This window comes from Vibrio sp. Isolate24, assembly GCF_022398215.1.
GTDB classification, from domain to species: Bacteria; Pseudomonadota; Gammaproteobacteria; order Enterobacterales; family Vibrionaceae; genus Vibrio; species Vibrio coralliilyticus_A.
This window is the reverse complement of record NZ_JAKEUU010000006.1, coordinates 96,600-118,705: the sequence shown is the minus strand read 5'-3', so window position 1 is coordinate 118,705 and position 22,106 is coordinate 96,600. Positions and strand designations below refer to the sequence as shown.

Annotated in this window: 23 protein-coding genes; 16 read left to right on the top strand and 7 right to left on the bottom strand. The window is 46.2% G+C overall.

The genetic code is table 11. The features are described from left to right. The first annotated feature begins 109 nt into the window (after positions 1-109). Both L1D23_RS18585 and L1D23_RS18580 read left to right on the top strand, forming a co-directional pair. Positions 110-1,270 carry a multidrug effflux MFS transporter gene (locus tag L1D23_RS18585; RefSeq protein WP_239870216.1) on the top strand — a complete coding sequence of 387 codons (1,161 nt, stop codon included), beginning with the start codon at positions 110-112 and terminating at the stop codon, positions 1,268-1,270. A gap of 84 nt (positions 1,271-1,354) precedes the next feature. Next, a complete protein-coding gene (locus L1D23_RS18580; RefSeq protein ID WP_239838763.1) occupies positions 1,355-1,639 on the top strand; it encodes a hypothetical protein in 285 nt (94 codons plus the stop codon). Between the two features lie 35 nt (positions 1,640-1,674). On the opposite strand, the gene asnC is transcribed toward L1D23_RS18580, so the two are convergent. After that, the gene (asnC, locus tag L1D23_RS18575; protein WP_239838762.1) at positions 1,675-2,139 is read right to left on the bottom strand and encodes a transcriptional regulator AsnC; all 465 of its coding nucleotides are present in this window, start codon (positions 2,137-2,139) and stop codon (positions 1,675-1,677) included. A 96-nt stretch (positions 2,140-2,235) separates the two neighbouring features. Between asnC and L1D23_RS18570 the strand changes: the two genes are divergently transcribed. The 3 genes from L1D23_RS18570 to L1D23_RS18560 all read left to right on the top strand — a co-directional run bounded on the left by L1D23_RS18570 (position 2,236) and on the right by L1D23_RS18560 (position 6,880). Further along, positions 2,236-5,382: an EAL domain-containing protein gene (locus L1D23_RS18570; RefSeq protein ID WP_239870146.1), complete on the top strand. Its 3,147-nt coding sequence runs from the start codon at positions 2,236-2,238 to the stop codon at positions 5,380-5,382. 53 nt (positions 5,383-5,435) lie between these two features. Further along, positions 5,436-6,215, top strand: a complete 780-nt coding sequence (locus tag L1D23_RS18565) for a class I SAM-dependent methyltransferase (protein ID WP_239870128.1) — start codon at positions 5,436-5,438, stop codon at positions 6,213-6,215. A 101-nt stretch (positions 6,216-6,316) separates the two neighbouring features. Further along, positions 6,317-6,880 (top strand): hypothetical protein, encoded by a 564-nt coding sequence (locus L1D23_RS18560; protein ID WP_239870125.1) that lies wholly within the window; start codon positions 6,317-6,319, stop codon positions 6,878-6,880. Between the two features lie 36 nt (positions 6,881-6,916). Here L1D23_RS18560 and L1D23_RS18555 read toward each other — a convergent pair whose 3' ends face one another. After that, positions 6,917-7,798, bottom strand: coding sequence for a carboxylate/amino acid/amine transporter (locus L1D23_RS18555; protein ID WP_239870122.1), 882 nt, complete (start codon positions 7,796-7,798; stop codon positions 6,917-6,919). Positions 7,799-7,854: 56 nt separating this feature from the next. Continuing rightward, entirely contained in the window at positions 7,855-8,280 is a 426-nt protein-coding gene (gene uspA / locus L1D23_RS18550; RefSeq protein WP_239838757.1) for a universal stress protein UspA, read from the bottom strand. A 155-nt stretch (positions 8,281-8,435) separates the two neighbouring features. Between uspA and ftnA the strand changes: the two genes are divergently transcribed. The 3 genes from ftnA to L1D23_RS18535 all read left to right on the top strand — a co-directional run bounded on the left by ftnA (position 8,436) and on the right by L1D23_RS18535 (position 10,662). Beyond that, a complete protein-coding gene (gene ftnA / locus L1D23_RS18545; RefSeq protein WP_239838756.1) occupies positions 8,436-8,963 on the top strand; it encodes a non-heme ferritin in 528 nt (175 codons plus the stop codon). Positions 8,964-9,037: 74 nt separating this feature from the next. Further along, positions 9,038-9,361 carry a universal stress protein UspB gene (uspB, locus tag L1D23_RS18540; RefSeq protein WP_239838755.1) on the top strand — a complete coding sequence of 108 codons (324 nt, stop codon included), beginning with the start codon at positions 9,038-9,040 and terminating at the stop codon, positions 9,359-9,361. Between the two features lie 107 nt (positions 9,362-9,468). Further along, positions 9,469-10,662, top strand: coding sequence for an NAD(P)/FAD-dependent oxidoreductase (locus L1D23_RS18535; RefSeq protein WP_239870119.1), 1,194 nt, complete (start codon positions 9,469-9,471; stop codon positions 10,660-10,662). Between the two features lie 67 nt (positions 10,663-10,729). On the opposite strand, the gene L1D23_RS18530 is transcribed toward L1D23_RS18535, so the two are convergent. The 3 genes from L1D23_RS18530 to L1D23_RS18520 form a co-directional block, all read right to left on the bottom strand. Beyond that, positions 10,730-12,211 carry an aerolysin family beta-barrel pore-forming toxin gene (locus L1D23_RS18530; protein WP_239870100.1) on the bottom strand — a complete coding sequence of 494 codons (1,482 nt, stop codon included), beginning with the start codon at positions 12,209-12,211 and terminating at the stop codon, positions 10,730-10,732. Positions 12,212-12,539: 328 nt separating this feature from the next. Then, positions 12,540-13,001 (bottom strand): hypothetical protein, encoded by a 462-nt coding sequence (locus L1D23_RS18525; protein WP_239838752.1) that lies wholly within the window; start codon positions 12,999-13,001, stop codon positions 12,540-12,542. After that, a complete protein-coding gene (locus L1D23_RS18520; RefSeq protein ID WP_239870097.1) occupies positions 12,998-13,759 on the bottom strand; it encodes a winged helix-turn-helix domain-containing protein in 762 nt (253 codons plus the stop codon). Before L1D23_RS18520 ends, L1D23_RS18525 begins: the two co-directional genes overlap by 4 nt. Before the next feature lie 242 nt (positions 13,760-14,001). Between L1D23_RS18520 and L1D23_RS18515 the strand changes: the two genes are divergently transcribed. Further along, positions 14,002-14,826, top strand: a complete 825-nt coding sequence (locus L1D23_RS18515; RefSeq protein WP_239838750.1) for an HDOD domain-containing protein — start codon at positions 14,002-14,004, stop codon at positions 14,824-14,826. A 5-nt stretch (positions 14,827-14,831) separates the two neighbouring features. On the opposite strand, the gene L1D23_RS18510 is transcribed toward L1D23_RS18515, so the two are convergent. After that, positions 14,832-15,737, bottom strand: coding sequence for a DMT family transporter (locus L1D23_RS18510; RefSeq protein WP_239870094.1), 906 nt, complete (start codon positions 15,735-15,737; stop codon positions 14,832-14,834). A gap of 164 nt (positions 15,738-15,901) precedes the next feature. Here L1D23_RS18510 and rmuC point away from each other — a divergent pair, with 164 nt between their 5' ends. From rmuC to tatC, 7 genes are all read left to right on the top strand, one after another. Beyond that, entirely contained in the window at positions 15,902-17,452 is a 1,551-nt protein-coding gene (rmuC, locus tag L1D23_RS18505; RefSeq protein ID WP_239870091.1) for a DNA recombination protein RmuC, read from the top strand. 56 nt (positions 17,453-17,508) lie between these two features. Next, on the top strand, positions 17,509-18,291 hold the full coding sequence (gene ubiE / locus L1D23_RS18500) for a bifunctional demethylmenaquinone methyltransferase/2-methoxy-6-polyprenyl-1,4-benzoquinol methylase UbiE (RefSeq protein WP_239870088.1): 783 nt from the start codon (positions 17,509-17,511) through the stop codon (positions 18,289-18,291). Between the two features lie 15 nt (positions 18,292-18,306). Next, entirely contained in the window at positions 18,307-18,912 is a 606-nt protein-coding gene (locus L1D23_RS18495; protein ID WP_239870085.1) for an SCP2 domain-containing protein, read from the top strand. After that, positions 18,909-20,543 carry a ubiquinone biosynthesis regulatory protein kinase UbiB gene (gene ubiB / locus L1D23_RS18490; protein WP_239870067.1) on the top strand — a complete coding sequence of 545 codons (1,635 nt, stop codon included), beginning with the start codon at positions 18,909-18,911 and terminating at the stop codon, positions 20,541-20,543. The genes L1D23_RS18495 and ubiB overlap by 4 nt, the downstream gene beginning before the upstream one ends. A gap of 49 nt (positions 20,544-20,592) precedes the next feature. Next, positions 20,593-20,829, top strand: coding sequence for a Sec-independent protein translocase subunit TatA (gene tatA, locus L1D23_RS18485; RefSeq protein WP_239870047.1), 237 nt, complete (start codon positions 20,593-20,595; stop codon positions 20,827-20,829). A 3-nt stretch (positions 20,830-20,832) separates the two neighbouring features. After that, the gene (gene tatB, locus L1D23_RS18480; RefSeq protein ID WP_239870029.1) at positions 20,833-21,264 is read left to right on the top strand and encodes a Sec-independent protein translocase protein TatB; all 432 of its coding nucleotides are present in this window, start codon (positions 20,833-20,835) and stop codon (positions 21,262-21,264) included. 62 nt (positions 21,265-21,326) lie between these two features. After that, positions 21,327-22,082, top strand: coding sequence for a twin-arginine translocase subunit TatC (gene tatC, locus L1D23_RS18475; RefSeq protein ID WP_239870007.1), 756 nt, complete (start codon positions 21,327-21,329; stop codon positions 22,080-22,082). Positions 22,083-22,106 lie beyond the last annotated feature (24 nt).

Here is a 22,106-nt window from a genome sequence, read left to right as displayed (position 1 = left end):
ATGTGTCATTGGATGTCATAACTAGACTAGCTTACACTGCAAACAATTTCACCAATTCTTGTCGGGAGTCTTCTTCGTGCCAACCGCTCATCAACAAAATCACGGTAAAATGCAAATGGTGCTACTCACTTTGCTAGTACTGTTTAGTCCTTTGGCAATTGATATCTATTTGCCAGCCTTACCGTTGATTTCTCAAGCGTTTCACGTGGAACACGCACTGGCTCAAGATACGATTACATGGTTTTTGTTCGCTATGGGTGTCGGTCAATTATTTGCAGGCCCACTGGCAGACAAGGTAGGACGTCGAACTGTTGCATTAGGTGGAATTAGTATCTATGCGTTGAGTGCTTTATTGGCGTGGGGCGCTCAGACGATTGAGTGGATGCTAATCGCGAGGCTGCTACAAGGCTTAGGTGCGTGCGCGACATCGGTAGCAGCTTTTGCAACAGTTCGCGATATTTTTGGGCCACAAAAAAGTGGCAAAATGATCAGCTACTTGAATGGTGCCATTTGCTTTATTCCAGCGTTAGCGCCAATTCTTGGTAGCTGGCTAACTCAGCAATTTGGTTGGCGATCTAACTTCTCGTTTATGGCTGGGTTTGCCTTGATCGTGTTGGTTGTGATGTTCATGAAAATGAAGGAAACCAACCCTGCGCCAAGTAAAGAGCCTGTATTTCGTCCTAGTCGTTACATGGCTGTGCTCAAAACTCCATCGTTCTTATTCCACGCCTCATTGTGTATGTTGGCTATGGCCGTCATTCTGGCTTATGTTACCTCGGCTCCTGTAGTCCTGATGGAAAACTTGGGGCTGACGATGAACGAATTCACCATGTGGTTCGGGATCAACGCTGCGATTAACATCGTTGCTTGTATGACAGCACCGAAGTTTATGGAGCAATACGGGACGCATAAAACATTGTTTGTGGGTATTATGACCCTTGGCTTAGCTGGTATTGTGATGCTAGCGATGGCTAAAACACCGACGGCCATGGCTTTTATGTTGCCGATTTTTATGTCTTCGGTCGGATTCGCATGGGTGCTAGGCGCTGCGGCAGGAAAAGCTCTCGCGCCATTCGGTGATAAAGCCGGTACTGCGGCTGCTTTACTTGGCTTGTTCCAGATGAGTGGTTCTGGCCTTGTTGTCGGGACCGTGCAACGACTTGGAATGGAACCACAAGTAATGATAGCAGTGCAGATGTTCATCATTGTTCCAGGGATTTTTGTATTGATGAGTAAAGCAGGAAAAAAATGGCATGCTGCCATAGCGTAAGTTTGTCTAATTGCTTTGAACGACTAAGAAAACATTGTATATTTGATCCTCACTTCTAATAACTAATGTGGATATTAAACCTCGATGTCGATGACAACTTATGAAATGGCTCGTGTACTGGAACAACTAGAAGATGCTCCGGAAAAAGTGATGTTTGGAAAACTATTGAACGAGCTGGGTAACCAAAGTGGAGAGCGTATTCGCAGTGCAGCGAAGCAAGTGCCACTTCATATGTTGCGTGATATTGTGTACCAGTTTCAACAGGTAGTGGAAGACCGCAAAGGGGAAGAGGTTGCTTCGATTGCAAAAACGATTGCCGAACAAGGCATTTCTGCCGAAGAACTCAAAAAGTACCTAGAATCCAAATAACATAAAGAAGGCCTGCATTATGCAGGCCTTCTTGCTTATGGATTAACGTTACGGTTGATGGGGTTCTGGAGAGAAATCAAAGTCTCTGTTGATTGAACCTCATCGATAGCCTGAAGTTTATCTATCAGAACAAACTGGAGCTCTTCAATTGAGCGACACATCAGTTTAACGAAGATATTATAGGCTCCAGTGGTGTAATAGGCTTCAACCACTTCCTCCAATGCATTTAGCTTCTCAAGTGCCGAATGGTAGTCTCGAGCAGCATTAAGGTTGATGCCGATAAAGCAACACACATCGTAACCCAACTTTTTGGTATCAACGATCACCTCAGTGCCTTGAATGATGTCGGCCGCTTTCATCTTCTCGATGCGAACATGGATAGTGGCTGGGCTGACCTCGAATTGTTTCGCCATCTCCGCGTAGGCAGTTTTGGCATTTTCCATCAGTGTTTTTAAGATCGCACGGTCAAGGTCATCGAGCTTGGTATGGTGAGCTTGCATCTTTATCCCTACTTAAAACGCTATGTCCTTAGTTCAAAATATCAACAAGAGTGATACTATTAAACTAATTGCTAACTTCATCTGAGAGCTATTTTAGTGCGCTTTTGCCTGATTCTTCTAGCTGTATTTTGTGCGGCGCTCCCTTATGCTCATGCCAAAGACAAAGATGTACTGATTGTTCACTCTTATCACCAAGGTTTTTTTTGGACTGATGCATTTCAGCGTGGTCTTGAGGATGTGTTGAGAGGAGAGGATATTGCCACGCGCGTGGTGTACCTCGACTCAAAACGATTACAAAATCCAGCCTACTTAGAACAGCTCTATAAGCTTTATCAAACCAAGTTTTCTCAGGAAATATTCACAGCTATTGTAGTGAGTGATAACAATGCACTTAACCTAATGCAACGCTTGGCCCCCGAGCTTGGTGATACGCCTGTGGTATTTGGTGGCATCAACCACTACAGACCACAAATGCATTCACAACTAAGAGCAACGGGAGTAATAGAAGATATTGATATCTATAGTAATGTTGCCTTGATTGAACGTATACAGCCGCAAGTGGAAAAGATTTATGTTGTCAGTGACTACTCTGTCACAGGTCAAGCGGTTAGGCGACAGGTTGAACATTTCCTGACCCTCAATAGTGAATATCAACCAATGGTTGAGCTACTAGTACCGGAAAGCTACCAGCAGCTGATAGACTTTTCTGCCAGCCTTGATAGCAAAAGTAGCATACTGTTTTGGGTCTATTACCGAGATAAGCAAGGCCGGATAGCCACGAATCAAGAGTGGAAAAAACTCAGTCGAGAGTCTAATGCTCCGATATATATGGTGCATGACTTAGGGCTTGGCAATGGTGCGGTTGGAGGCGTTATCCTCAATGGCCGAACACAAGGGCAGCAAACGGCTAAACAGCTTCTTAAAGTGCTAAAAGCTGACGATCAATCGTTACCTAAAGTTGAAGTGGCGACTCCTGAAATCAAACTGGATTACCAAGCTGTTGTTAAATGGGGGTTGGGCATTGAAGGAGAGGCCGCGACAACCCTATTCAATAAGCCGCTACCTTTTGCGGTTCGGTATGAGAAAGAGCTGAGAATCATTACTGGGCTGGTTGTCTTGCTGTCGGTGATCATCATTGGCTTGGTTTACTACCTGAGCCGACTTAAGAAAAGCGAATCCTTAGCCAAAGAGAGCCAAACTTTGCTTGAGATGGTCTTTGACCAGAGCTACCACTTTATCGGCCTGTTGGATGCACAGGGGCGGTCAATATCCAGCAACAGTAAGCTGCAAGAACTCCTCTATCATCAGAATTTCAGTGTTGATCGGCCGATTTGGCAACACCAACACTGGGAAGACCATGCGGCAGATAAATTAAAACGCTACTTCAATGATCGACACCAGAAGCAGAATACTCAGTTTGAAGCTGAAATCTGGCACACCGAGCAGGGGACCATGGTGCTTGAAATGTCACTCAAGCCTCTACCCGAAATGGGGCAGGGAGCGGAGTATTTATTGGAAGCTCGTGACATCACCTCTAGGAAAATCACAGAGGCACGTCTCTATCAGAGAGAGGCCAACCTTAGTCATTATTACGACCAGCAGCCTGTGATGATGATTACGCTTGATGAGCACAACCGTATTCAACAGGTAAACCAATTTGCTGAGCAACTGATTGGTTATTCATCAGACAAAGTACTCGGGCACCGGCTAAGAGAGTTCTACCTACATGAAGATGCGGTTATCCCTCGTCAGGTATTGTTACAGCCGAAACAAGCAATGCGTGGCGTTTGGCGGCGAGAAATTGAGTACCGTCATGCCGATGGCAAACCGGTGTGGATCCGTGAAAATATTCGTCCGCTTGTCGAGTCAGGGCACTTGCTGATCGTTGGTGAAGATATTACCGAAACTAAGCAGTTAGCAGAGCAATTAGAGTATCAGGCTCGTCACGATTTGCTGACAGGGACGTTTAACCGGAATCACTTTGAGATGGAGCTGGCGAAGTCATTAGTGGAAGTGGAAAGCTATACACGTACTCATGCCATGCTGTATTTGGACCTCGATCAGCTTAAGGTGCTCAATGACACGGCGGGCCATGAGGCTGGAGATACCGCCATCCAGTTCTGCGCTAGCATGCTGGAAGAGGTCTTACCGTATAACGCCATTCTCGCGCGCATGGGCGGCGACGAGTTTGCAGTGCTACTCAAAGACTGTACTGAGCGTGATGCTAAAAACGTTGCCAATACGATTATCATGACACTTAGTGAGCAACCTTTTGTTTGGGATGAGATTCGTCTCAACCTGACGTGTTCGATAGGAATTCGTTTGATTGATCATACCGCTGATTCTCCGCAAATGGTTCATGCGCAGGCTGATACAGCTTGTCACGCGGCGAAGGAAGAAGGGCGCAACCGTTTCAACCTTTACTGCCAAGATGACGCTGATTTGCGCCGCCGTGAACAGGAAATGGAATGTGTCAGTTTGGTTCACAATGCACTGGCGAATCAGCGCATTGAGCTGTTTGCTCAGCAAATATTAGCTCTAAACCAACAAGAGTTGCTGATGCATTTTGAGATCCTCATCCGTATACGTAACGCGGCAGGTGAATACATTTCTCCAGGCATCTTTATGCCTGCCTCTGAGCGGTACAACATTGCCCAGTTGCTCGATAAACAGGTGGTGACTCAAACCTTAGATTGGCTGGCTGCCAATCCTGTGGCGTTGGCGAATCTTGGCATGTGTTCGATTAACCTCTCTGGCCACTCAATGGGCAATAAGGAGTTCATCGCCTTCCTATTGGATACGCTTCAGCACAGCCCTGTACCGTGTGAAAAAATCTGTCTTGAAATTACCGAAACGGCGGCAATGAGTAATATGAATCAGGCAATAGATCTGTTTACTCAGTTTAAACAGCTTGGTTGTAAGATAGCGCTCGACGATTTCGGCTCTGGCTTGTCATCATTTGGCTATCTGAAAAAATTGCCAGTCGACATCGTTAAAATTGACGGATTATTTGTCCGAGATATCGATGTCAATGAAGTCGATCACTTGATGGTTCGCTCAATCAATGACCTGGCAAAGCAAATGGGTAAGAAAACCGTTGCTGAGTTTGTTGAAAATAGCCGTATCATCGACCTCTTAGTCGAGTTGGAAGTTGACTACGCTCAGGGATACGTGATTGGCAAACCCAAACCACTTGAAGAGCTGGTCGATGAGCTGCTGACTGACAAGCATAGTGTCAACTAGCAAAATCCATTACACTGGCGCCCGAGAATTTGACCACTCCTATGGAGCCTATCGTGCAGCTACAACTCATTAGTGAAGATCCGAACCGAAATGAGCAACTGAATCAGTTGGCTCAGCGTTGGGGTCTGTCGCATGATCAACAAAGCCCCTTTGCGCTGGTTCTGACTGCGGAACGCTTAGAGCTGCGTAAAGTCGATGAGCCTAAGTTGGGCGCTATCTTCGTCGAACTAGCGGGTGGTGCAGTAGCTCACAGGCGCAAGTTTGGTGGTGGAAAAGGGCAGGCGATTGCAAAATCTGCCGGTTTGAATAAAGGCGTGACACCCACAGTGCTCGATGGTACGGCGGGGTTGGGCCGTGATGCGTTTGTACTGGCTTCACTAGGTTGTAAAGTACAAATGGTGGAACGTCACCCTGTTGTGGCAGCCTTGTTAGATGATGGATTGGAACGAGCAAAGCAGGACCCAGAAATCGGAGACTGGGTCAGTGAGCGAATGTCTCTACTTCATGCTTCTAGCCATAACGCCTTAGAATCTCTGGCTAACGACTCAGAGTTTACTAAGCCTGATGTGGTTTACTTAGACCCTATGTACCCACATCCAGAAGGCAAAAAGAAGAGTGCACTGGTCAAAAAGGAAATGCGAGTTTTTCAATCTCTGGTCGGGGCCGATCTGGATGCTGATAAGCTGTTAGAACCTGCGTTAGCCCTTGCGAGTAAAAGGGTGGTGGTTAAGAGACCTGACTACGCAGAGTGGCTGAATGGGCAAAAGCCCGCGATGACTATTGAGACGAAAAAAAATCGTTTTGACGTTTATGTGAATGCATCAATGACTTAGCACTCAATCGTATTTTACAGCGTTATTTAGTGCTTGCTTAATCGTCACCATGCAGGTATATCATACTAAGAATTATTCGTATTCTTAGCTGGAGTGGTAGCATGGCTAAACGACTTTGTAAGATGAATCGCAAGCAAATTGCTGATGGATTGAATGAAATCCATCGTTTGGTGGTCGCACCTAAGTTTGTCTGTCGTTCTTGTGCTCGATCTTCAGCAGAGAAAACCTCTTTGTGCAAACCTGCCGCCATTCCTCCTCAGCAGTGCCAGAGCAAACCTATAGAGCAGCAACGCGCCTGTGGTTTACTAGCGGAAGCTTTACCACCTCAAGAGACTCAAGTACCTCACCTCTCTGAAGAGAAGTCCCAAGCGGTGCGTCGCGTGGTGGAGCGAGTTAAAGAGAAAGCGCAGCCTAAGGTGTCTACAGAACCCAAAACCACTGCCGATGAGCTGACGCTGGACTTGTCCGATAAGAAAGCGATTAAGAAGGCTAAGAAAGCACTTAAGAAACACTACAAGCAGCAGAAGAAGCTATTGAAGCTGGCTAAGAAGCAACACAAACTGCAAAAGCACGAGGCTAAAATTAAGGCACGTCTCAGTCAAAACCCTGCCTTGAACCTGCCACCAGAAATGTTCGAACCGGCATCGACACCCAATATGCATTGATAAAAAAACGCTCTCCAACTGGAGAGCGTTTTTTTGTTAGCTTGCGGCTTGATAACCTTGGGCGACTTTACGTTTGACCCAGGTTTCGTTAATCCACAACGATAGCATGATGATCGCACCGCCAATCGCTAGGCGGGTTAGGTCAACGTCTCGATTCCAAATCACTATGTTGACGATTAGCCCCGCAGGAACCAGCGCGTTGTTCATAACCGCTAGCGCGCCAGCGTTCACCATAGTCGCTCCTTTGTTCCAGGCAAAGTAGCCGAAACCTGAAGCGATCAGACCTAGATAAATCAGAATGCCCCACTGCGTGCTGGTGGTTGGCATCTTATCGATATTGCCCATCAACGCAAACGCCACTAAGGCAACACACAGAGCACCTAAGTAGAAATAACCAAAGATCGTATGCTGGGGTAAATCAACCGGTTGCTTCTCCATCAGGTATTTGTAACCCACCTGACCGATGGCAAAACATACGTTAGCACCTTGCACAACAAGGAAGCCGATCAAGAAGTTTTCATTGATACCTGCAAACTTAATGAAGGCCGCGCCCGCCACCGCGATGACGGCAGTTACTAGGTACCAAGGTGAGAATCGACCTTTGAGTAAATCGTAAATCAAGGTGACGTAGATCGGTGTGAATACGGTGAACAGTAGAACTTCCGGTACAGAGAGTAAAAGAAAAGACTGGTAGTAGAAGCAATACATTAAACCAAGCTGGAAACCGCCCACGGTCATCAGCTTAATGATTAGCGATTTATCAACTCCTTTAAACTTAAGGAATGGAATAAACACTAAACTGGCGAGCGCAACGCGCATTAGCACAGAGAACCAAGAATCAACCTGACCAGCAAGATAAACGCCAATCAGGCTAAACGAGAACGCCCACAACAGGGTGACTGCAGATAGATAACCCATGATTAATACTCATTATCAACAACTGTTCTGCAGTCTATACCAAAACTCAGCCACGATCAGTCTTTAAGTGGCACGACCAACATGTCGACCGGAGAGCAATTGATCAGCTGTCGAGTGGAAGACAGCAGTTTGCTCCAAAAGTCCTGATGATGACCACATACCACTAAATCGATGTTGAACTCTTTGATGGTATCGCACAGCTCATTACCTAGATCACCGCTACCAACTAAGGTGTGCTTGATAGGGTGATTGGCGTGCTCAGCAAAGCTCTGCAGTTGCTGCTGAGAGGCTTCGATAGCCTGATGCTGGGTTTCGGCGAGGTTAATGTCAATCAAGCCGGTATACAGTTCAGCATAGTTGACATCAATATGAATAAACGAGACATCGGCGCCGAGAGGTTTGGCAAGGGCTACCGCTTTATCTACTAAGATTTTACTGTCTTCAGATAGGTCTACAGCAACTAAAATATGTTGATAACTCATAGTGCTACCTCCATTTAGGTATCTGATTATAGGTTAGCACTAAGGTGAGAAAAATTTTGCCGTGGTGATCTCAGATCCACATTCATTCGTCAAAGTGTTATGGTGTGGAAATGATATAGTTCATTGAAGTTCATCGAGTTAATTAGGAGTGATAAATGCTTTCACAGGCAATGGTTGATCAATTGAATGAGCAAATTAATCTCGAATTTTTCTCATCCAATCTATACTTACAAATGAGTGCTTGGTGTGAAGACAACGGTTTTGAAGGTGCTGCTGAATTTTTACGTGCGCATGCTGTAGAAGAAATGGAGCACATGCAAAGACTATTCACTTACGTGAGCGAAACAGGCGCGATGCCAATTCTAGGGGCGATTGATGCTCCAAAACATGAGTTCGGCAGCCTAGGCGACGTCTTCCGTGAAACCTATGAGCATGAGCAGATGATTACTCAAAAAATCAATAAGCTGGCTCATTTAGCGTTTACATCTCAAGATTACTCTACTTTCAACTTCTTGCAGTGGTACGTCGCTGAGCAGCACGAGGAAGAGAAGTTGTTTAAAGGGATTTTAGACAAGCTAGAGTTGGTTGGTGAAGACGGCAAAGCGCTGTTCTTTATCGATAAAGACCTAGCGGCTCTAGCGAAAGAAGGTTCATCTTCTATCATGGATGCCCCTGCTGAATAAACTTCAGCGAAAGACTCTCTAAGCAGATCGTCTTTTTCTTCTGGGCTTCGTATAGAAGGTGTAGGGAGGAAAAGATGATCAATGCTGATACTATTCTATTCACGCTGATGCTAGTGACTCTAGTCAATATGGCTAGGTATCTAACTGCGCTGCGTTCTCTTATCTACATCATGCGTGAAGCGCATCCGCTGCTCTATCAGCAAGTCGACGGAAATGGCTTCTTTACCACTCATGGTAATGTCACTAAACAAGTGAGACTGTTCCATTACCTGAAGAGCAAAGAGTACCACCATCATCACGATGAAGTGTTTACCGGTAAATGTGAGCGAGTGAGAGAGCTCTTTATTCTCTCAACTTCACTGCTTGGAGTGACGCTATTTGCGGCGTTCATCTTATAACGGGTGATTTGGCAAGCGCTGCATTTGCCGTTAGAATAGCGCCGAAACTGGCTAAGGATGTGCTAAACGCACATCCTTTTTTATTGGATTTTGGTTGAGAAAAGGTCATGACGGAAAAGTTTGATGTGGTCGTCATCGGTGCAGGTGCGGCTGGCTTGATGTGTGCTGCAGAAGCAGGTAAGCGTGGGCGAAAAGTGCTTGTGCTGGATCACGCTAAAAAACCGGGCCGGAAAATCCTTATCTCGGGCGGCGGTCGCTGTAATTTCACTAACTACGATGTCTCAGCCAAAAATTACTTATGTCGTAATCCACACTTCGTGAAGTCAGCATTGGCCCAATACACCAACTGGGACTTTATCTCGATGATCTACAAGCATGAAATCGAGTTTGAAGAGCGCGATCATGGTCAACTGTTCTGTGTCGGTGATTGCGACTCGAAAGACATCGTCAAAATGCTACTTGCAGAGTGTGACTTGCCGACGGTAGAGCAACGCTATCGTCAGGATATTCACCATATTGAAAAAACCAACACGGGCTTTGAGTTGCACGCCAATACCGAGGTGATTGAATGTCACTCCTTGGTGGTAGCGACTGGCGGATTGTCGATGCCAAAACTGGGCGCGACGCCCTTTGGCTACAAAGTGGCAGAGCAATTTGGCTTGCCTGTGTTGCCGACGACGGCGGGCTTGGTGCCATTTACCTTACACAAAGAAGATAAAGAGGATTTAGCTGAGCTGTCCGGTATCGCGATTCCTGTCGAAATCACCACGCAAAGCAATACAACCTTCAAAGAAGCCTTGCTGTTTACTCATCGCGGATTATCTGGACCTTCTGTCCTACAGGTCTCGTCCTACTGGAAGCCAGGCGAAGCGGTAACTGTGAATCTTGTACCGGATGCAGATATTGATACTTTGCTGATCCGCTCTTTGGAAAAGCACCCGAACCAAAGCCTGAAAAATACCTTAGCCAAAGTTTTGCCGAAGCGCTTAGTGGAAGTGCTGATTGAACGTAAAGTGCTAACAGATATGCCACTCAAGCAGTTTGGCGTTCATCAGCTGAAACAGATTACCCAGCAGCTAGAAAACTGGACCATCGCGCCCAACGGAACAGAAGGCTATCGCACTGCAGAAGTAACGCTAGGTGGCGTTGATACTGATCACTTGTCGTCAAAAACGATGGAATGCAAGGATGTTAAAGGCCTGTATTTCATTGGTGAAGTAATGGACGTGACAGGTTGGCTCGGAGGTTACAACTTCCAGTGGTGCTGGAGCTCAGGTTTTGTTGCTGGCCAGTGGGTATAAATTCTCACTAATAAAAAACGGAAGAGTGGGGAGCTCTTCCGTTTTTGCATATTGGCCTATGGGCAAGTTATTTAGCTGGTGTAATGGTCAACTGAGCATCACCGAAGCCAAGAGCCTCAAGTTCTTGTGCATCGAAGTTAGTGGTGACTTCGATATCACCGATTCGTTCACTCACCAGAGCTTCCGCTGAGCGTTTAACGCGGCTGCCTTGTGCTGCAGTGCCAATCGGTGTGGCTTGACCGATTTCGATCGTGCCAGCAAATTGAGATTCGGCGTAGAAATCCCCAGAGACGTAAGAGTAAAACGGACGTAGGCTGGCTCCTGTTGCGTACTGCATGTTACCTAAACCATTCTCGTTGATGGCCCAGCTCCAATCCCACCATTTGACTTCACCAGGAATATAGCGGTGATCCCATTGATAACGGATATCTGCGGAGTTTTCGCTACCGCGTCCCATCGTAAAGGTGTGTGCTTTGTAAGGGCGGTTGTCAGGATGAGAATGCCACGCGTTGCCACCCCAGCGTAGGAAGCCATTAAATTCGACATCGTAGCTGATATCCGCGCCAAAGCGATACGGATAGGAGATGCTCGAACGGTACAACTCGACACGAATTGGGATTTCCGAATTTGCAGGTACGGTTGGTCTTGCTTGAAGCGTCACCTGCTCGCTGGTGGAGCCACCATTCGTGTTAGCGAAGCTTTGATTGGCTTCTAGAGTGATGGTCAGTTTGGTGTCACCGACCAAAGGCCATTTGAAGGTGTTTTCTGTCGATACCTTCTGAGCAAAACCATAGCTGTTGGTTTTAGACCAGTTGGTAGACTCATCCACTTTCAGATCGACCACGACCTGCTGTGGAATATCACTGTTGTTGCGAGCAACTGCCGTTACGGTTTTTACCAACTGACGATCCGACTCAGTCACAGTGCCGTGCCAGAAATCGCTGTCGTTAAGAGTATAGGCAAAGTTATCGACGGTGATTTTGGTTTTCTCATCACAGCGATAGCCACTGCATGAGCCGTCATTATTGCCTTGAATTACCCAGCCGTCGCCTTCACGTCTGACATCCATATCTTCGCCGACGTATTGGCTATGGTTACCGCCAACCCAAGCGTATCCGAGATAATGAGCAAGGTAGCTTAATGGACGAACAAAGTTGGAGTGATTAGTTACCAGCTCATACTGAATGTCCAGTTCATCACCTTCTGGGATGGATTTAGAAGGGTAGTTTGGAATTTCAGACAAAGCGTTGTCAGGGTAGCACCAAGTGCTGCTATTGGGGTTATCCTGCTTGATTTGACCATGGTAACCAGAGCCCATTATCACCCAGTTGTCCTTTAGTCCTGCGATTTGCCACTGACCCATGCGAGAAACAATGTAGTCCTTTTGCTCAGAGGCTTCGAATCGATCGATAGGACGGTAGCCAGAACGGCAGACATCTTCACCCAGTTGATCAAGTACTAACTGATCAGGGTAAATCTTGGCTTGTGCGCCTGCAGAGAGAACGGAAAGTACCGCTGCTGATAACACATGTTTTTTCACCGTAGACATAGACGTTTCCTTTCGTGATTTTTCTTAGTTTTATGAAGTTGTGTTGTCATTGTTGGCTGCTTATCAAAGCAACAGGTTTACCTTTCCATAGTCATGTAATTTACAATACTGAAAAGAGTTGAATTTTATTTCTATTTAAATTCAATTAGTTGAATTGTGTTATTTGTCATTTTTATGTAATGAAAATCATCGCTGATTGATGGGTGTGATCTTGCTTCGATGGGATTTAGAAAAATTGTGATGTGTTTAGGTTGGAGGAAGAACAGGAGGGCCTGTACTGGCTAAACCATGGGAAGATAACGCTTAGGCTGGTGAGCTTTGTCGATGTTTATCGCTTAGCCAGCAGTTGAACTCGGCCTGTTTGCCTATCACGCACAATCACGAAACGGTCAGTGGAATAAAGAATATCGATATCAAGTGTGTAAGGGTCGTCATTGAGCAAGAGGTAGGGCGAAATGGTCGCATCGTTCATCACAGGGGTTAACGTTTGTACCGAGAGCAGGTTGATGATACCAGACAATGAAAAACCAAACTGACGGAATGATTCCGCTTGGCCCTGAAAACGAATCACAATCGGCTGATCCATATTCTCATCTTGAAGCGAGGCTAAATGCACCACTTGGTTGTTTTCAATTCGTGTCAATCCATCAGAGCGGAAGACTCGATTGTCAGGCTGAATATGAATTTCACTGTGTTGATAGCGATTATCTTCAATACGATTTGACCAAGGTAGGCTTAAGACAGTCGAGAAGACAATCGCGGCAATCACTAGTGTTAGGTATGGGATCATAGTTGCCCCTCCTGTACAAAACGTTCAATCTGAGCTGAAACTTGTTTGAGCTGACTGGGGGCGTAGAAGATATTGATGGACTGTCGGCGCTGTTTATCTAGCCATGAGAGTTCAGAAAAGTGCTCGTTTTTCTCGATATAAACCACGCAATCACACTGGTTCTTCGATAAAAGCTGACGCAGTGGCAGGCTAAGTCGGGTTTGTGGCTCTGTAAAGACTTGTAGCTGTCCTATGGTGTGCTGAGTCAGATACTGATCACTGGGAATGTCTTCCCAACGCCATCCGTGCAGCTTGCTTAAAGCCAGAATGCCTGATGCAAACAGTAGTGCAATCGCTACAACATAACACAGTGGCGATTTACACTCCTCAAAAGACAGCTTGAATTTAAGAGAGTGACTTGATGGTGTTGCAGTTAGGGGAGTGTTTGCTTCACGATTGATGGTTTGTGATGGAAGAGCGGCAGGTGCATACGCAATACAATGGCCTACCAGTCGGTAACCGACTTTAGGCACCGTCACAATCGGGGACTCTTTCGCGCCCAGTTTAACGAGGGCTTGCCTCAGTGTACTGATGCTTTTCGCCAGTGAAGTCTCGCCAATATACTCGCTGCCCCAAGCATGTTGAACGATGTCGTGTTTTTTGACGACCTCAGGGGAGTGTTTGAGTAGCAGGTCAAGTACCTGCGCTTCACGATAGCCAATTTTTATGACGCGTTGCTTAGTCGAAAGCTTATTCTGAACGGAGTGGAATAGAATCATACAGCCAGCTTTTTATAGTTATTGTTGTCATCTCAATTCTTATTGAGAGGATCAATATACTATTACGACAATGCGAACGCATGAATATTTTTTGATCAATTATTGAGTTTTTCTTATTGAATTTATCGCTTATTTCTCTGTCAAGCCCTCTTGATCGGGAAGCGCGATATTGTGGCTATCCCTCTTTTGCTGAATTTCTATCCTATAGTAAATGAGGACAGAACTTGCTGAAGGAGTGGTATATGAGCTATCAAGCGCTGATCTCAAGAATTAATGAATTACCCAGAATCGAAAGTGTGCTTCAGGAATTGCTGGAGATGGTGAACAGGGAGCAAATTGATTTTGGTGAGCTGGCAAAGAAAATGGCCATGGATCAGGTGTTGTTAGCGCGTGTGTTAAGGATGGCAAACTCAGCGCAATTTGGTGGTGTAAAAGGAGTGTCGAACATCAACGATGCGATTGTGCGCATTGGTGTCGGCGCGATTCGAAATTTGATTTCATCATCTATTCTCGCCTCCACCTTTCCCAAACTGGAAACTCTCAATATTAAAGATTACTGGGCCAGTACCTTTGAGGTTGCAACTGTTGCCAGTACCATCGCTAAGGACGTCAAAGTGGACCCTAATGAAGCGTTTATTGCCGGCATACTACATAATATTGGAGAGTTGATGATCCACTCCTTAGAGCCTGAAAAAGCGTTGGAGATAAGCCGTCGGGTTGCAGAAGGAGAGAATCCAGTTGAAGTGCAAAGAGAAGTGCTCGGTACGGACGCACAGCAATTGGGGGCGGCCTTAGCGGAAAGCTGGAAGTTTCCCTCAGAATTGATTGATGCTATCGCCAATGTGAATCATCCAAGCAAGGCGGTGGAATCAAAAAGGCTCGCCTGCTTAATGTTTTTAGCTCGCGATATTGACCGTAAATGGGATTCCATGCTCAGTATAGATGAGAAGCAAGGGTATTTGAGTCGACACAAAGCCGCAGCGGCATTGCGTGTTTCTCCTGACCTCACTGGAAAAATTGATGAGGTACGAGGTCAGGGAAGTGAGATGGCTTACCAATTGTTCTAATAATGTTAACTGGTTGATTGAGTGAGATCTTTTTTGCCCAACTTGATCTGCTGGATCACCAACCCTGTAATGATCAGAAGCAAACCTATCAGAGTGGTCGGGTGAATTTCTTCACCAATAACTGTGGCAAGCAGCGCCAGAGAAATGAAAGGTGAAGCGAAAATCAGGTTGCTTATCCGCGCGGTGTTTTGTGTCAGTTTGAGTGCGCTGAGCCAAAGGACGAAAGTCACTCCCATTTCAAACAAGCCCACATAAGTCACGGCTAACCAACCTTGTAATGAGATGCCACGCCAATGAGCGCCTTCATACACACTCAGAGCAACTGCAAACGGGATCGCCACTAAAAAGCCAAGCAAGACGCCGACGATAGGGTCTGCCTTGTTTTTGGCATTCAGGATCCAATAACTGGCCCAAAGCAACGTAGACAATAGAGCTAACCCGACACCCACTGGGCTTTCAAAACTCAGCCCCAGTATGTCACCTTTAGTAGCGATCACGATGACGCCAAAATAACTCAATGTACACGCCAGCCAATCTTGTTTGCGGATCTTCTGACCGAGAAAGATGGCTGCCATCAAGGTCAGTGTAATTGCCCAGCTATAGTTGATCGCTTGTGCCTGTGAGGCAGGAAGTAAGTCATACGCTTTGAACAGAATCACGTAGTAAGCCAGTGGATTGATCAACCCGAGTAACAAGTAATACCAAGGGTTGGCCATGAAGGTGCTTGATAGCGAAGATAGCTTACCCTGAAAAAGACATACGGCTGTCAGAGCCACAGCTGAAACTACGCTGGCAGCGGTTAGCATTTGTATTGGAGTAAATTCTGCGAGAGTTAATTTAAAAGCGGTGGCAACGGTAGACCACAGTAAGACGGCAGACAAAGCAAAACCTAAAGCACGTCGCTCGTTCATGATGTTCCTTCATTAAACCAACACTCGAGTTGTTGGTGATTGGCGGTGAGGTGAATTAAAGAGCGCTTAGTCTAGCTGTTCGATATCTGGTCGACAAACTGGACATTTATCCAGTGGTAAAATACCATTGAAACAGTACTTGAAATAAGAGTTAAACCTTGATTATGCAATGGATTCTGGACAACCAAGCCCTACTTATTAGTGTTATAGGCAGCGCTGCAATCAGCGGGCTCGGAGTTGGTTGGTGGATCAGGCAGAAAATGCGTTTTGATCAACAACTTCTCAAACAGCAGCTTGAGTCCAATCAACAGCTCGCTAATACGCAAATTACCCAGTTAAAAAAAGAGCTTGAGCAAGCCCATCAGGAGTTGGATGAGCTGGATAGTGAGCGAGACAAAGCTGCCTATGAGTTAAAACAGTCTCATGGCAAGCTGATGGCGGTGCTGGAAAAGTTACGCTACTTCGAGGCGGTTAAGCAAGAACGTGAGCAATACGCCAAGGAGTTAAACCACAGCCGCGATCAGAAAGCGCAACTCGAAGCTCAGCTTAGAGAGCAAGAAGCGCGTCATGAGGAAGAAAACAAAGCCAATCGCGACAAACTGCAATTGTTAGAGCAGGCCGAAACTCGTCTAAAGCAACAATTTGAACACCTTGCGAATCAGTTATTTGAGGCGAAAACTGCCAAAGTTGATCAACAAAACCGCCAGAGTCTTGAAGGTTTGCTCACCCCACTCAAAGAGCAGTTAGAAGGCTTTAAGAAGCAGGTCAACGATAGCTTTACGGTGGAAGCGAAGGAGCGTCATACCTTAGTCCATGAGCTGAAAAACCTACAACGCCTCAATGAACAGATGACGCGTGAAGCGGTTAACCTCACCCAAGCATTAAAAGGCGATAATAAACAGCAGGGTAACTGGGGTGAAGTGGTACTTGCCCGAGTATTGGCTGAGTCTGGATTACGTGAAGGGCATGAATACCAGACTCAGGTTAGCTTGCAAAATGAAGCAGGTAAGCGCTATCAGCCGGATGTGATTGTCCACTTGCCGCAAGATAAACAGGTAGTAGTTGACTCTAAAATGACGCTGGTGGCGTATGAACGTTATTTCAATGCGGAATCTAACTCTGAGCAGGAACAAGCATTAAGTGACCACTTACTATCATTAAGGTCACACATTAAAGGATTATCACAAAAAGATTATCATCAACTGAAAGGGATCCAGAGTCTCGATTACGTGCTGATGTTTATCCCTGTTGAGCCGGCGTTTCAGGTTGCTATTCAGGCTGACCCCGATCTGGTGAAGGATGCGATGGAACACAATATCATCTTAGTTAGCCCAACCACTTTACTAGTGGCATTGCGTACGATTGATAATCTATGGCGCAATGAACGACAGAATCAAAATGCACAAATCATTGCCGAGCGAGCCAGTAAACTGTATGACAAGCTGCGCCTGTTTGTGGACGATATGGAAGGTCTTGGTGCTGCGTTGGACAAGGCCAATCAGAGTTATCAAGGCGCGATGAACAAGCTTGCTACTGGTCGAGGCAATGTGATTCGTCAAGCAGAAAGCTTTAAGCAACTAGGAGTGGAGGTCAAAAAGCCAATATCGCCGAGTCTGACGGAGCTATCTCAGTATGATGGGCTCACAGAAAATAATGCGCTGAGTGAAAATGATTCTATCGCGGAAAGACATCCGGCTGAGGATAAAGTAAACTAATCGCCCCGCAGCGCTCAGCCGTATTTATTCATAGCGTTGCTCGAAGAGGAATCATCATGACGGATACAAGCGTGCAGTCGAATACAGCTTTAGAATCAAATGAAACCACGCATTTTGGTTTCACCACGGTAGCCAAAGAAGAGAAAGTCGCCAAGGTCGCAGAAGTATTCCATTCTGTTGCCGCCAAATACGACATCATGAATGACTTAATGTCCGGTGGTGTGCACCGTCTTTGGAAGCGTTTCACGATTGATTGCAGTGGAGTGCGCCCGGGCCAACGTGTGCTTGACTTAGGTGGGGGTACGGGTGATCTGACGGCGAAGTTCTCTCGCATTGTCGGTGAAAAAGGTCATGTGGTTCTGGCTGATATTAACAACTCAATGCTCAATGTGGGACGCGACAAACTGCGTGACAAAGGCATTGTGGGTAACGTGCATTACGTTCAAGCTAACGCCGAAGAACTGCCTTTTCCAGATGATTACTTTGATGCCATCACTATCAGTTTCTGTCTGCGTAATGTGACAGACAAAGACAAAGCCCTGCGCTCGATGTTCCGCGTTTTAAAACCAGGTGGCCGCCTATTGGTGCTGGAATTTTCTAAGCCAGTACTCGAGCCGTTATCGAAAATTTACGATGCCTATTCTTTCCATCTGCTACCCAAAATGGGCGAGCTGGTGGTGAATGATTCGGAGAGTTACCGTTATCTGGCAGAGTCTATCCGCATGCATCCAGATCAGAAAACGCTCAAAGGCATGATGGAAGAAGCGGGTTTCGACAAGACCAGCTACTACAACCTGACTGGCGGTATTGTTGCGCTGCACCGTGGTTACAAATTTTGAGGTTAGAGGATTGCTATGCCATTTGAACCTCTTGTCACTGCTGCGATTGAATCGACTCTCAATACATTGATTAACGACGACCCAGAGTTAGGGCGTCGTCTTTCCCGCCTTAAAGGTCAAGTGATTCAAGTTCACCTTAAAGAGCTTAATAAGACATTGACCTTTGTGTTTAGCCAACAAATTGATGTGTTGGCTCATTATGAAGGGGAACCGGATTGCTATCTGTCACTTAACCTTTCTGTGCTACCTGAACTGCGTGAGCAGTCGAATATCACCAAGCTGATCAAACAAGATAAAGTGATCTTGGAAGGGGATATTCAGCTAGCTCAGAAGTTTTCTCAGTTAATGACAGATTGTAAGCCAGACATCGAAGAGTGGCTCTCTCGTGTGACCGGGGATGTCGTAGCTCATAGCTTAGTACAAGGCGTGTCGAACCTTGGCCAGTTGGTTAAAACCAAAGCAAACAAGCACCAAAACCATTTGGCACAGGTCATTACCGAAGAGTGGAAACTGGCGCCTGCACCACTGGAAATAGCTCATTTCTGCGATCAGGTGGATGAGGTTACAAGCCAAGCCGCTCGTATTGAAGCTAAGTTGAATCAATTACTGGAGCGCGCATGACTCCGGCAGAATTAAAACGCCTCTACCGTATTATCAAAGTTCAGCTCGAATATGGACTGGACGAGCTGTTGCCTAATCATCAGTTAACCAAAGCGCCTTTGCTTGCTCGTAAAGCCCTATTCTGGATTAAAAAACAACATGCGGACAAAGAGTTAGGTGAAAGGCTACGCCTTGCGTTGCAAGAGTTGGGGCCAGTATGGATTAAGTTTGGTCAGATGATGTCGACCCGACGTGATCTCTTTCCTGCTCACATTGCTGACCCACTGGCGTTACTTCAGGATCAGGTTTCTCCTTTTGATGGACAATTAGCTAAAGAGCAGATTGAACAGGCGTTGGGGGGACCACTGGAAAATTGGTTTAGTGATTTCGATATTACACCACTGGCGTCAGCATCCATCGCTCAGGTCCATACTGCCAAGCTCAAATCAACTAACCAAGAAGTGGTATTAAAGGTTATCCGGCCAGATATTCGTCCGGTCATTGATGCAGATCTAAAACTGATGTATCGAATGGCGCGTATAGTCGCCAAAGCTTTACCTGAAGCACGTCGTTTAAAACCCGTCGAAGTGGTGCGTGAGTATGAAAAAACCTTACTCGATGAATTAGACTTACGACGAGAGGCGGCAAACGCGATTCAGTTAAGAAGGAACTTTGAAGGCAGTGAAGAACTGTACGTTCCTGAAATAATTACTGATTTTAGTAATGAAACTGTAATGGTTTCTGAGCGAATATACGGCATCCAAGTTTCGGACATTGAAGGCTTGAAGGCCAACGGCACCAATATGAAGCTGCTGGCTGAGCGTGGCGTGAGTGTGTTCTTCACTCAAGTCTTCCGTGATAGCTTTTTCCATGCTGACATGCATCCGGGCAACGTGTTTGTAAGCCCTGATCATCCACATAATCCAAGATGGATTGGTTTGGATTGTGGCATTGTTGGCACACTAAATAGCGAAGATAAGCGTTATTTAGCGGAAAACTTCTTGGCGTTTTTCAATCGAGATTATCGCCGTGTTGCCGAGTTGCATGTTGAGTCGGGTTGGGTTCCACGTGAAACGAACATCGACGAGTTTGAATTTGCTATCCGCGTAGTGTGTGAGCCCATTTTTGCTAAGCCGCTATGTGAGATTTCATTCGGTCATGTACTACTGAATCTGTTCAATACTGCTCGCCGTTTCAATATGGAAGTTCAGCCCCAGTTGGTGCTACTGCAAAAGACATTGCTGTACGTGGAAGGTTTAGGTCGTCAGCTTTATCCTCAGCTTGATCTTTGGCAAACCGCGAAGCCATTCCTTGAAGAGTGGATGATGAATCAGGTTGGCCCGCAAGCCGTCATAAATGCGATCAAAGATCGTGCGCCGTTTTGGGCTGAGAAGTTGCCTGAATTGCCAGAGCTTCTATATGACAGCTTACGCCAAGGCAAGATGATGAATCAGCGTATGGACCAGCTCTATCAGGGTTACCGTACTACGAAGCGTCAGCAGGCAACGGGGAAATTTTTATTTGGTGTTGGGGCCACATTAGTCGTATGCTCGGCAATATTGGTCAACAGCCCGTACGAGCAGTTATCGATGGCCACGGCTATTGGCGGTGTCACATTTTGGCTGCTCAGTTGGCGAGCTTATCGTCAATAGACGTTAAACTCTTGAAATAATTTGTTTAATAAGACCCGAGGTATAGAAAATGGGTGGTATTAGTATTTGGCAACTTTTGATTATTGCTGTCATCGTTATTCTTCTGTTTGGTACTAAGAAACTACGTGGTATCGGTGGTGATCTGGGCGGCGCAGTGAAAGGCTTCAAAAAAGCCATGAGCGATGAAGAGCCAGCAAAAAAAGATGCGGACTTCGAGCCAAAAAATATTGAACAGCAGAAAACAGACACTTCTGCTGAAACTAAGAAAGACAAAGAGCAGGCATAACACGTGTTTGATATCGGTTTCTGGGAACTGGTATTAATATCTGTCGTCGGGTTAGTGGTTCTTGGCCCTGAACGTTTGCCTCATGCTATTCGTAGTGTGTCCCGATTTGTCGGCGCGGCGAAAAACATGGCAAACAGTGTGAAAGATGAGCTTTCACATGAACTGAAAGTTCAGGAACTGCAGGAAAATTTGCGCAAGGCTGAGAAAATGGGGATGGAAGACCTATCACCAGAGCTGAAGTCTTCTGTTGAAGAACTTAAGCAGGCCGCTCAAGATGTGCAACGCCCATATGCGAGTAAAAGCGACTCAGCACCTCAAGGTGCTGAAACGGAAGCGGATAAAGTACAATCCATTCCTGACGCCAATGACTCAGTGGCTGCTGTAGAGACTCTTGATACTCAGGCAGCGCCTCAGGCAGATAAAAAAGCCGAATAGTCTCGCATTAGGGGAGCTGCTGCTGTGCAGCTCCTTTTCGATCTTTTAGAGTAGAGGTTTTCATGTCTTCTGTTGAGCAGACACAACCTTTGATCAGCCATTTGCTGGAATTGCGTAACCGCCTGCTTCGGGCGATTGTTGCGGTGCTGGTGGTTTTTGTTGGCTTGATCTATTTTGCGAATGACATCTATGAGTTTGTCTCCGCGCCACTCGTTGAACGCCTGCCGGAAGGTGCAACGATGATTGCAACGGATGTTGCATCGCCTTTCTTTACCCCACTTAAACTGACTTTAATAGCGTCAATCTTTATTGCGGTCCCCTTTATCCTTTATCAGGTCTGGGCATTTGTTGCGCCTGGGCTATACAAACATGAACGGCGCTTGATCATGCCGCTGATGTTCTCTAGCTCACTGCTGTTCTACTGTGGCGTAGCCTTCGCGTACTTTGTGGTATTCCCACTGGTATTTGGCTTCTTTACGGCGATATCACTGGGCGGCGTAGAGTTTGCCACGGATATTTCCAGCTACCTCGATTTCGTTCTGGCGTTGTTTTTGGCCTTTGGCATTGCTTTTGAAGTGCCGGTGGCGATCATCCTGTTGTGCTGGACAGGGGCAACCGATCCGAAGAGCCTAAGTGAGAAGCGACCGTATATCATCGTTGCTGCATTTATTGTCGGCATGATGCTAACGCCACCAGATATGATTTCGCAAACCTTGCTGGCGATCCCAATGTGCTTATTGTTTGAGGTTGGCTTGTTCTTTGCGCGCTTCTATGTGCGTAAGAATGATGAACAAGAGCAGGAAGAAGCTGGAGAATAGGCGTTCAAATCAGAAAAAGGCTTG

Coding starts and splice junctions, on each gene's coding strand:
- L1D23_RS18585 (WP_239870216.1), top strand. CDS start 110: ATGCAAATGGTGCTACTCACTTTGCTAGTACTGTTTAGTCCTTTGGCA.
- L1D23_RS18580 (WP_239838763.1), top strand. CDS start 1,355: ATGTCGATGACAACTTATGAAATGGCTCGTGTACTGGAACAACTAGAA.
- asnC (WP_239838762.1), bottom strand. CDS start 2,139: ATGCAAGCTCACCATACCAAGCTCGATGACCTTGACCGTGCGATCTTA.
- L1D23_RS18560 (WP_239870125.1), top strand. CDS start 6,317: ATGGCTAAACGACTTTGTAAGATGAATCGCAAGCAAATTGCTGATGGA.
- L1D23_RS18555 (WP_239870122.1), bottom strand. CDS start 7,798: ATGGGTTATCTATCTGCAGTCACCCTGTTGTGGGCGTTCTCGTTTAGC.
- uspA (WP_239838757.1), bottom strand. CDS start 8,280: ATGAGTTATCAACATATTTTAGTTGCTGTAGACCTATCTGAAGACAGT.
- ftnA (WP_239838756.1), top strand. CDS start 8,436: ATGCTTTCACAGGCAATGGTTGATCAATTGAATGAGCAAATTAATCTC.
- uspB (WP_239838755.1), top strand. CDS start 9,038: ATGATCAATGCTGATACTATTCTATTCACGCTGATGCTAGTGACTCTA.
- L1D23_RS18535 (WP_239870119.1), top strand. CDS start 9,469: ATGACGGAAAAGTTTGATGTGGTCGTCATCGGTGCAGGTGCGGCTGGC.
- L1D23_RS18530 (WP_239870100.1), bottom strand. CDS start 12,211: ATGTCTACGGTGAAAAAACATGTGTTATCAGCAGCGGTACTTTCCGTT.
- L1D23_RS18525 (WP_239838752.1), bottom strand. CDS start 13,001: ATGATCCCATACCTAACACTAGTGATTGCCGCGATTGTCTTCTCGACT.
- L1D23_RS18520 (WP_239870097.1), bottom strand. CDS start 13,759: ATGATTCTATTCCACTCCGTTCAGAATAAGCTTTCGACTAAGCAACGC.
- L1D23_RS18515 (WP_239838750.1), top strand. CDS start 14,002: ATGAGCTATCAAGCGCTGATCTCAAGAATTAATGAATTACCCAGAATC.
- L1D23_RS18510 (WP_239870094.1), bottom strand. CDS start 15,737: ATGAACGAGCGACGTGCTTTAGGTTTTGCTTTGTCTGCCGTCTTACTG.
- rmuC (WP_239870091.1), top strand. CDS start 15,902: ATGCAATGGATTCTGGACAACCAAGCCCTACTTATTAGTGTTATAGGC.
- ubiE (WP_239870088.1), top strand. CDS start 17,509: ATGACGGATACAAGCGTGCAGTCGAATACAGCTTTAGAATCAAATGAA.
- L1D23_RS18495 (WP_239870085.1), top strand. CDS start 18,307: ATGCCATTTGAACCTCTTGTCACTGCTGCGATTGAATCGACTCTCAAT.
- ubiB (WP_239870067.1), top strand. CDS start 18,909: ATGACTCCGGCAGAATTAAAACGCCTCTACCGTATTATCAAAGTTCAG.
- tatA (WP_239870047.1), top strand. CDS start 20,593: ATGGGTGGTATTAGTATTTGGCAACTTTTGATTATTGCTGTCATCGTT.
- tatC (WP_239870007.1), top strand. CDS start 21,327: ATGTCTTCTGTTGAGCAGACACAACCTTTGATCAGCCATTTGCTGGAA.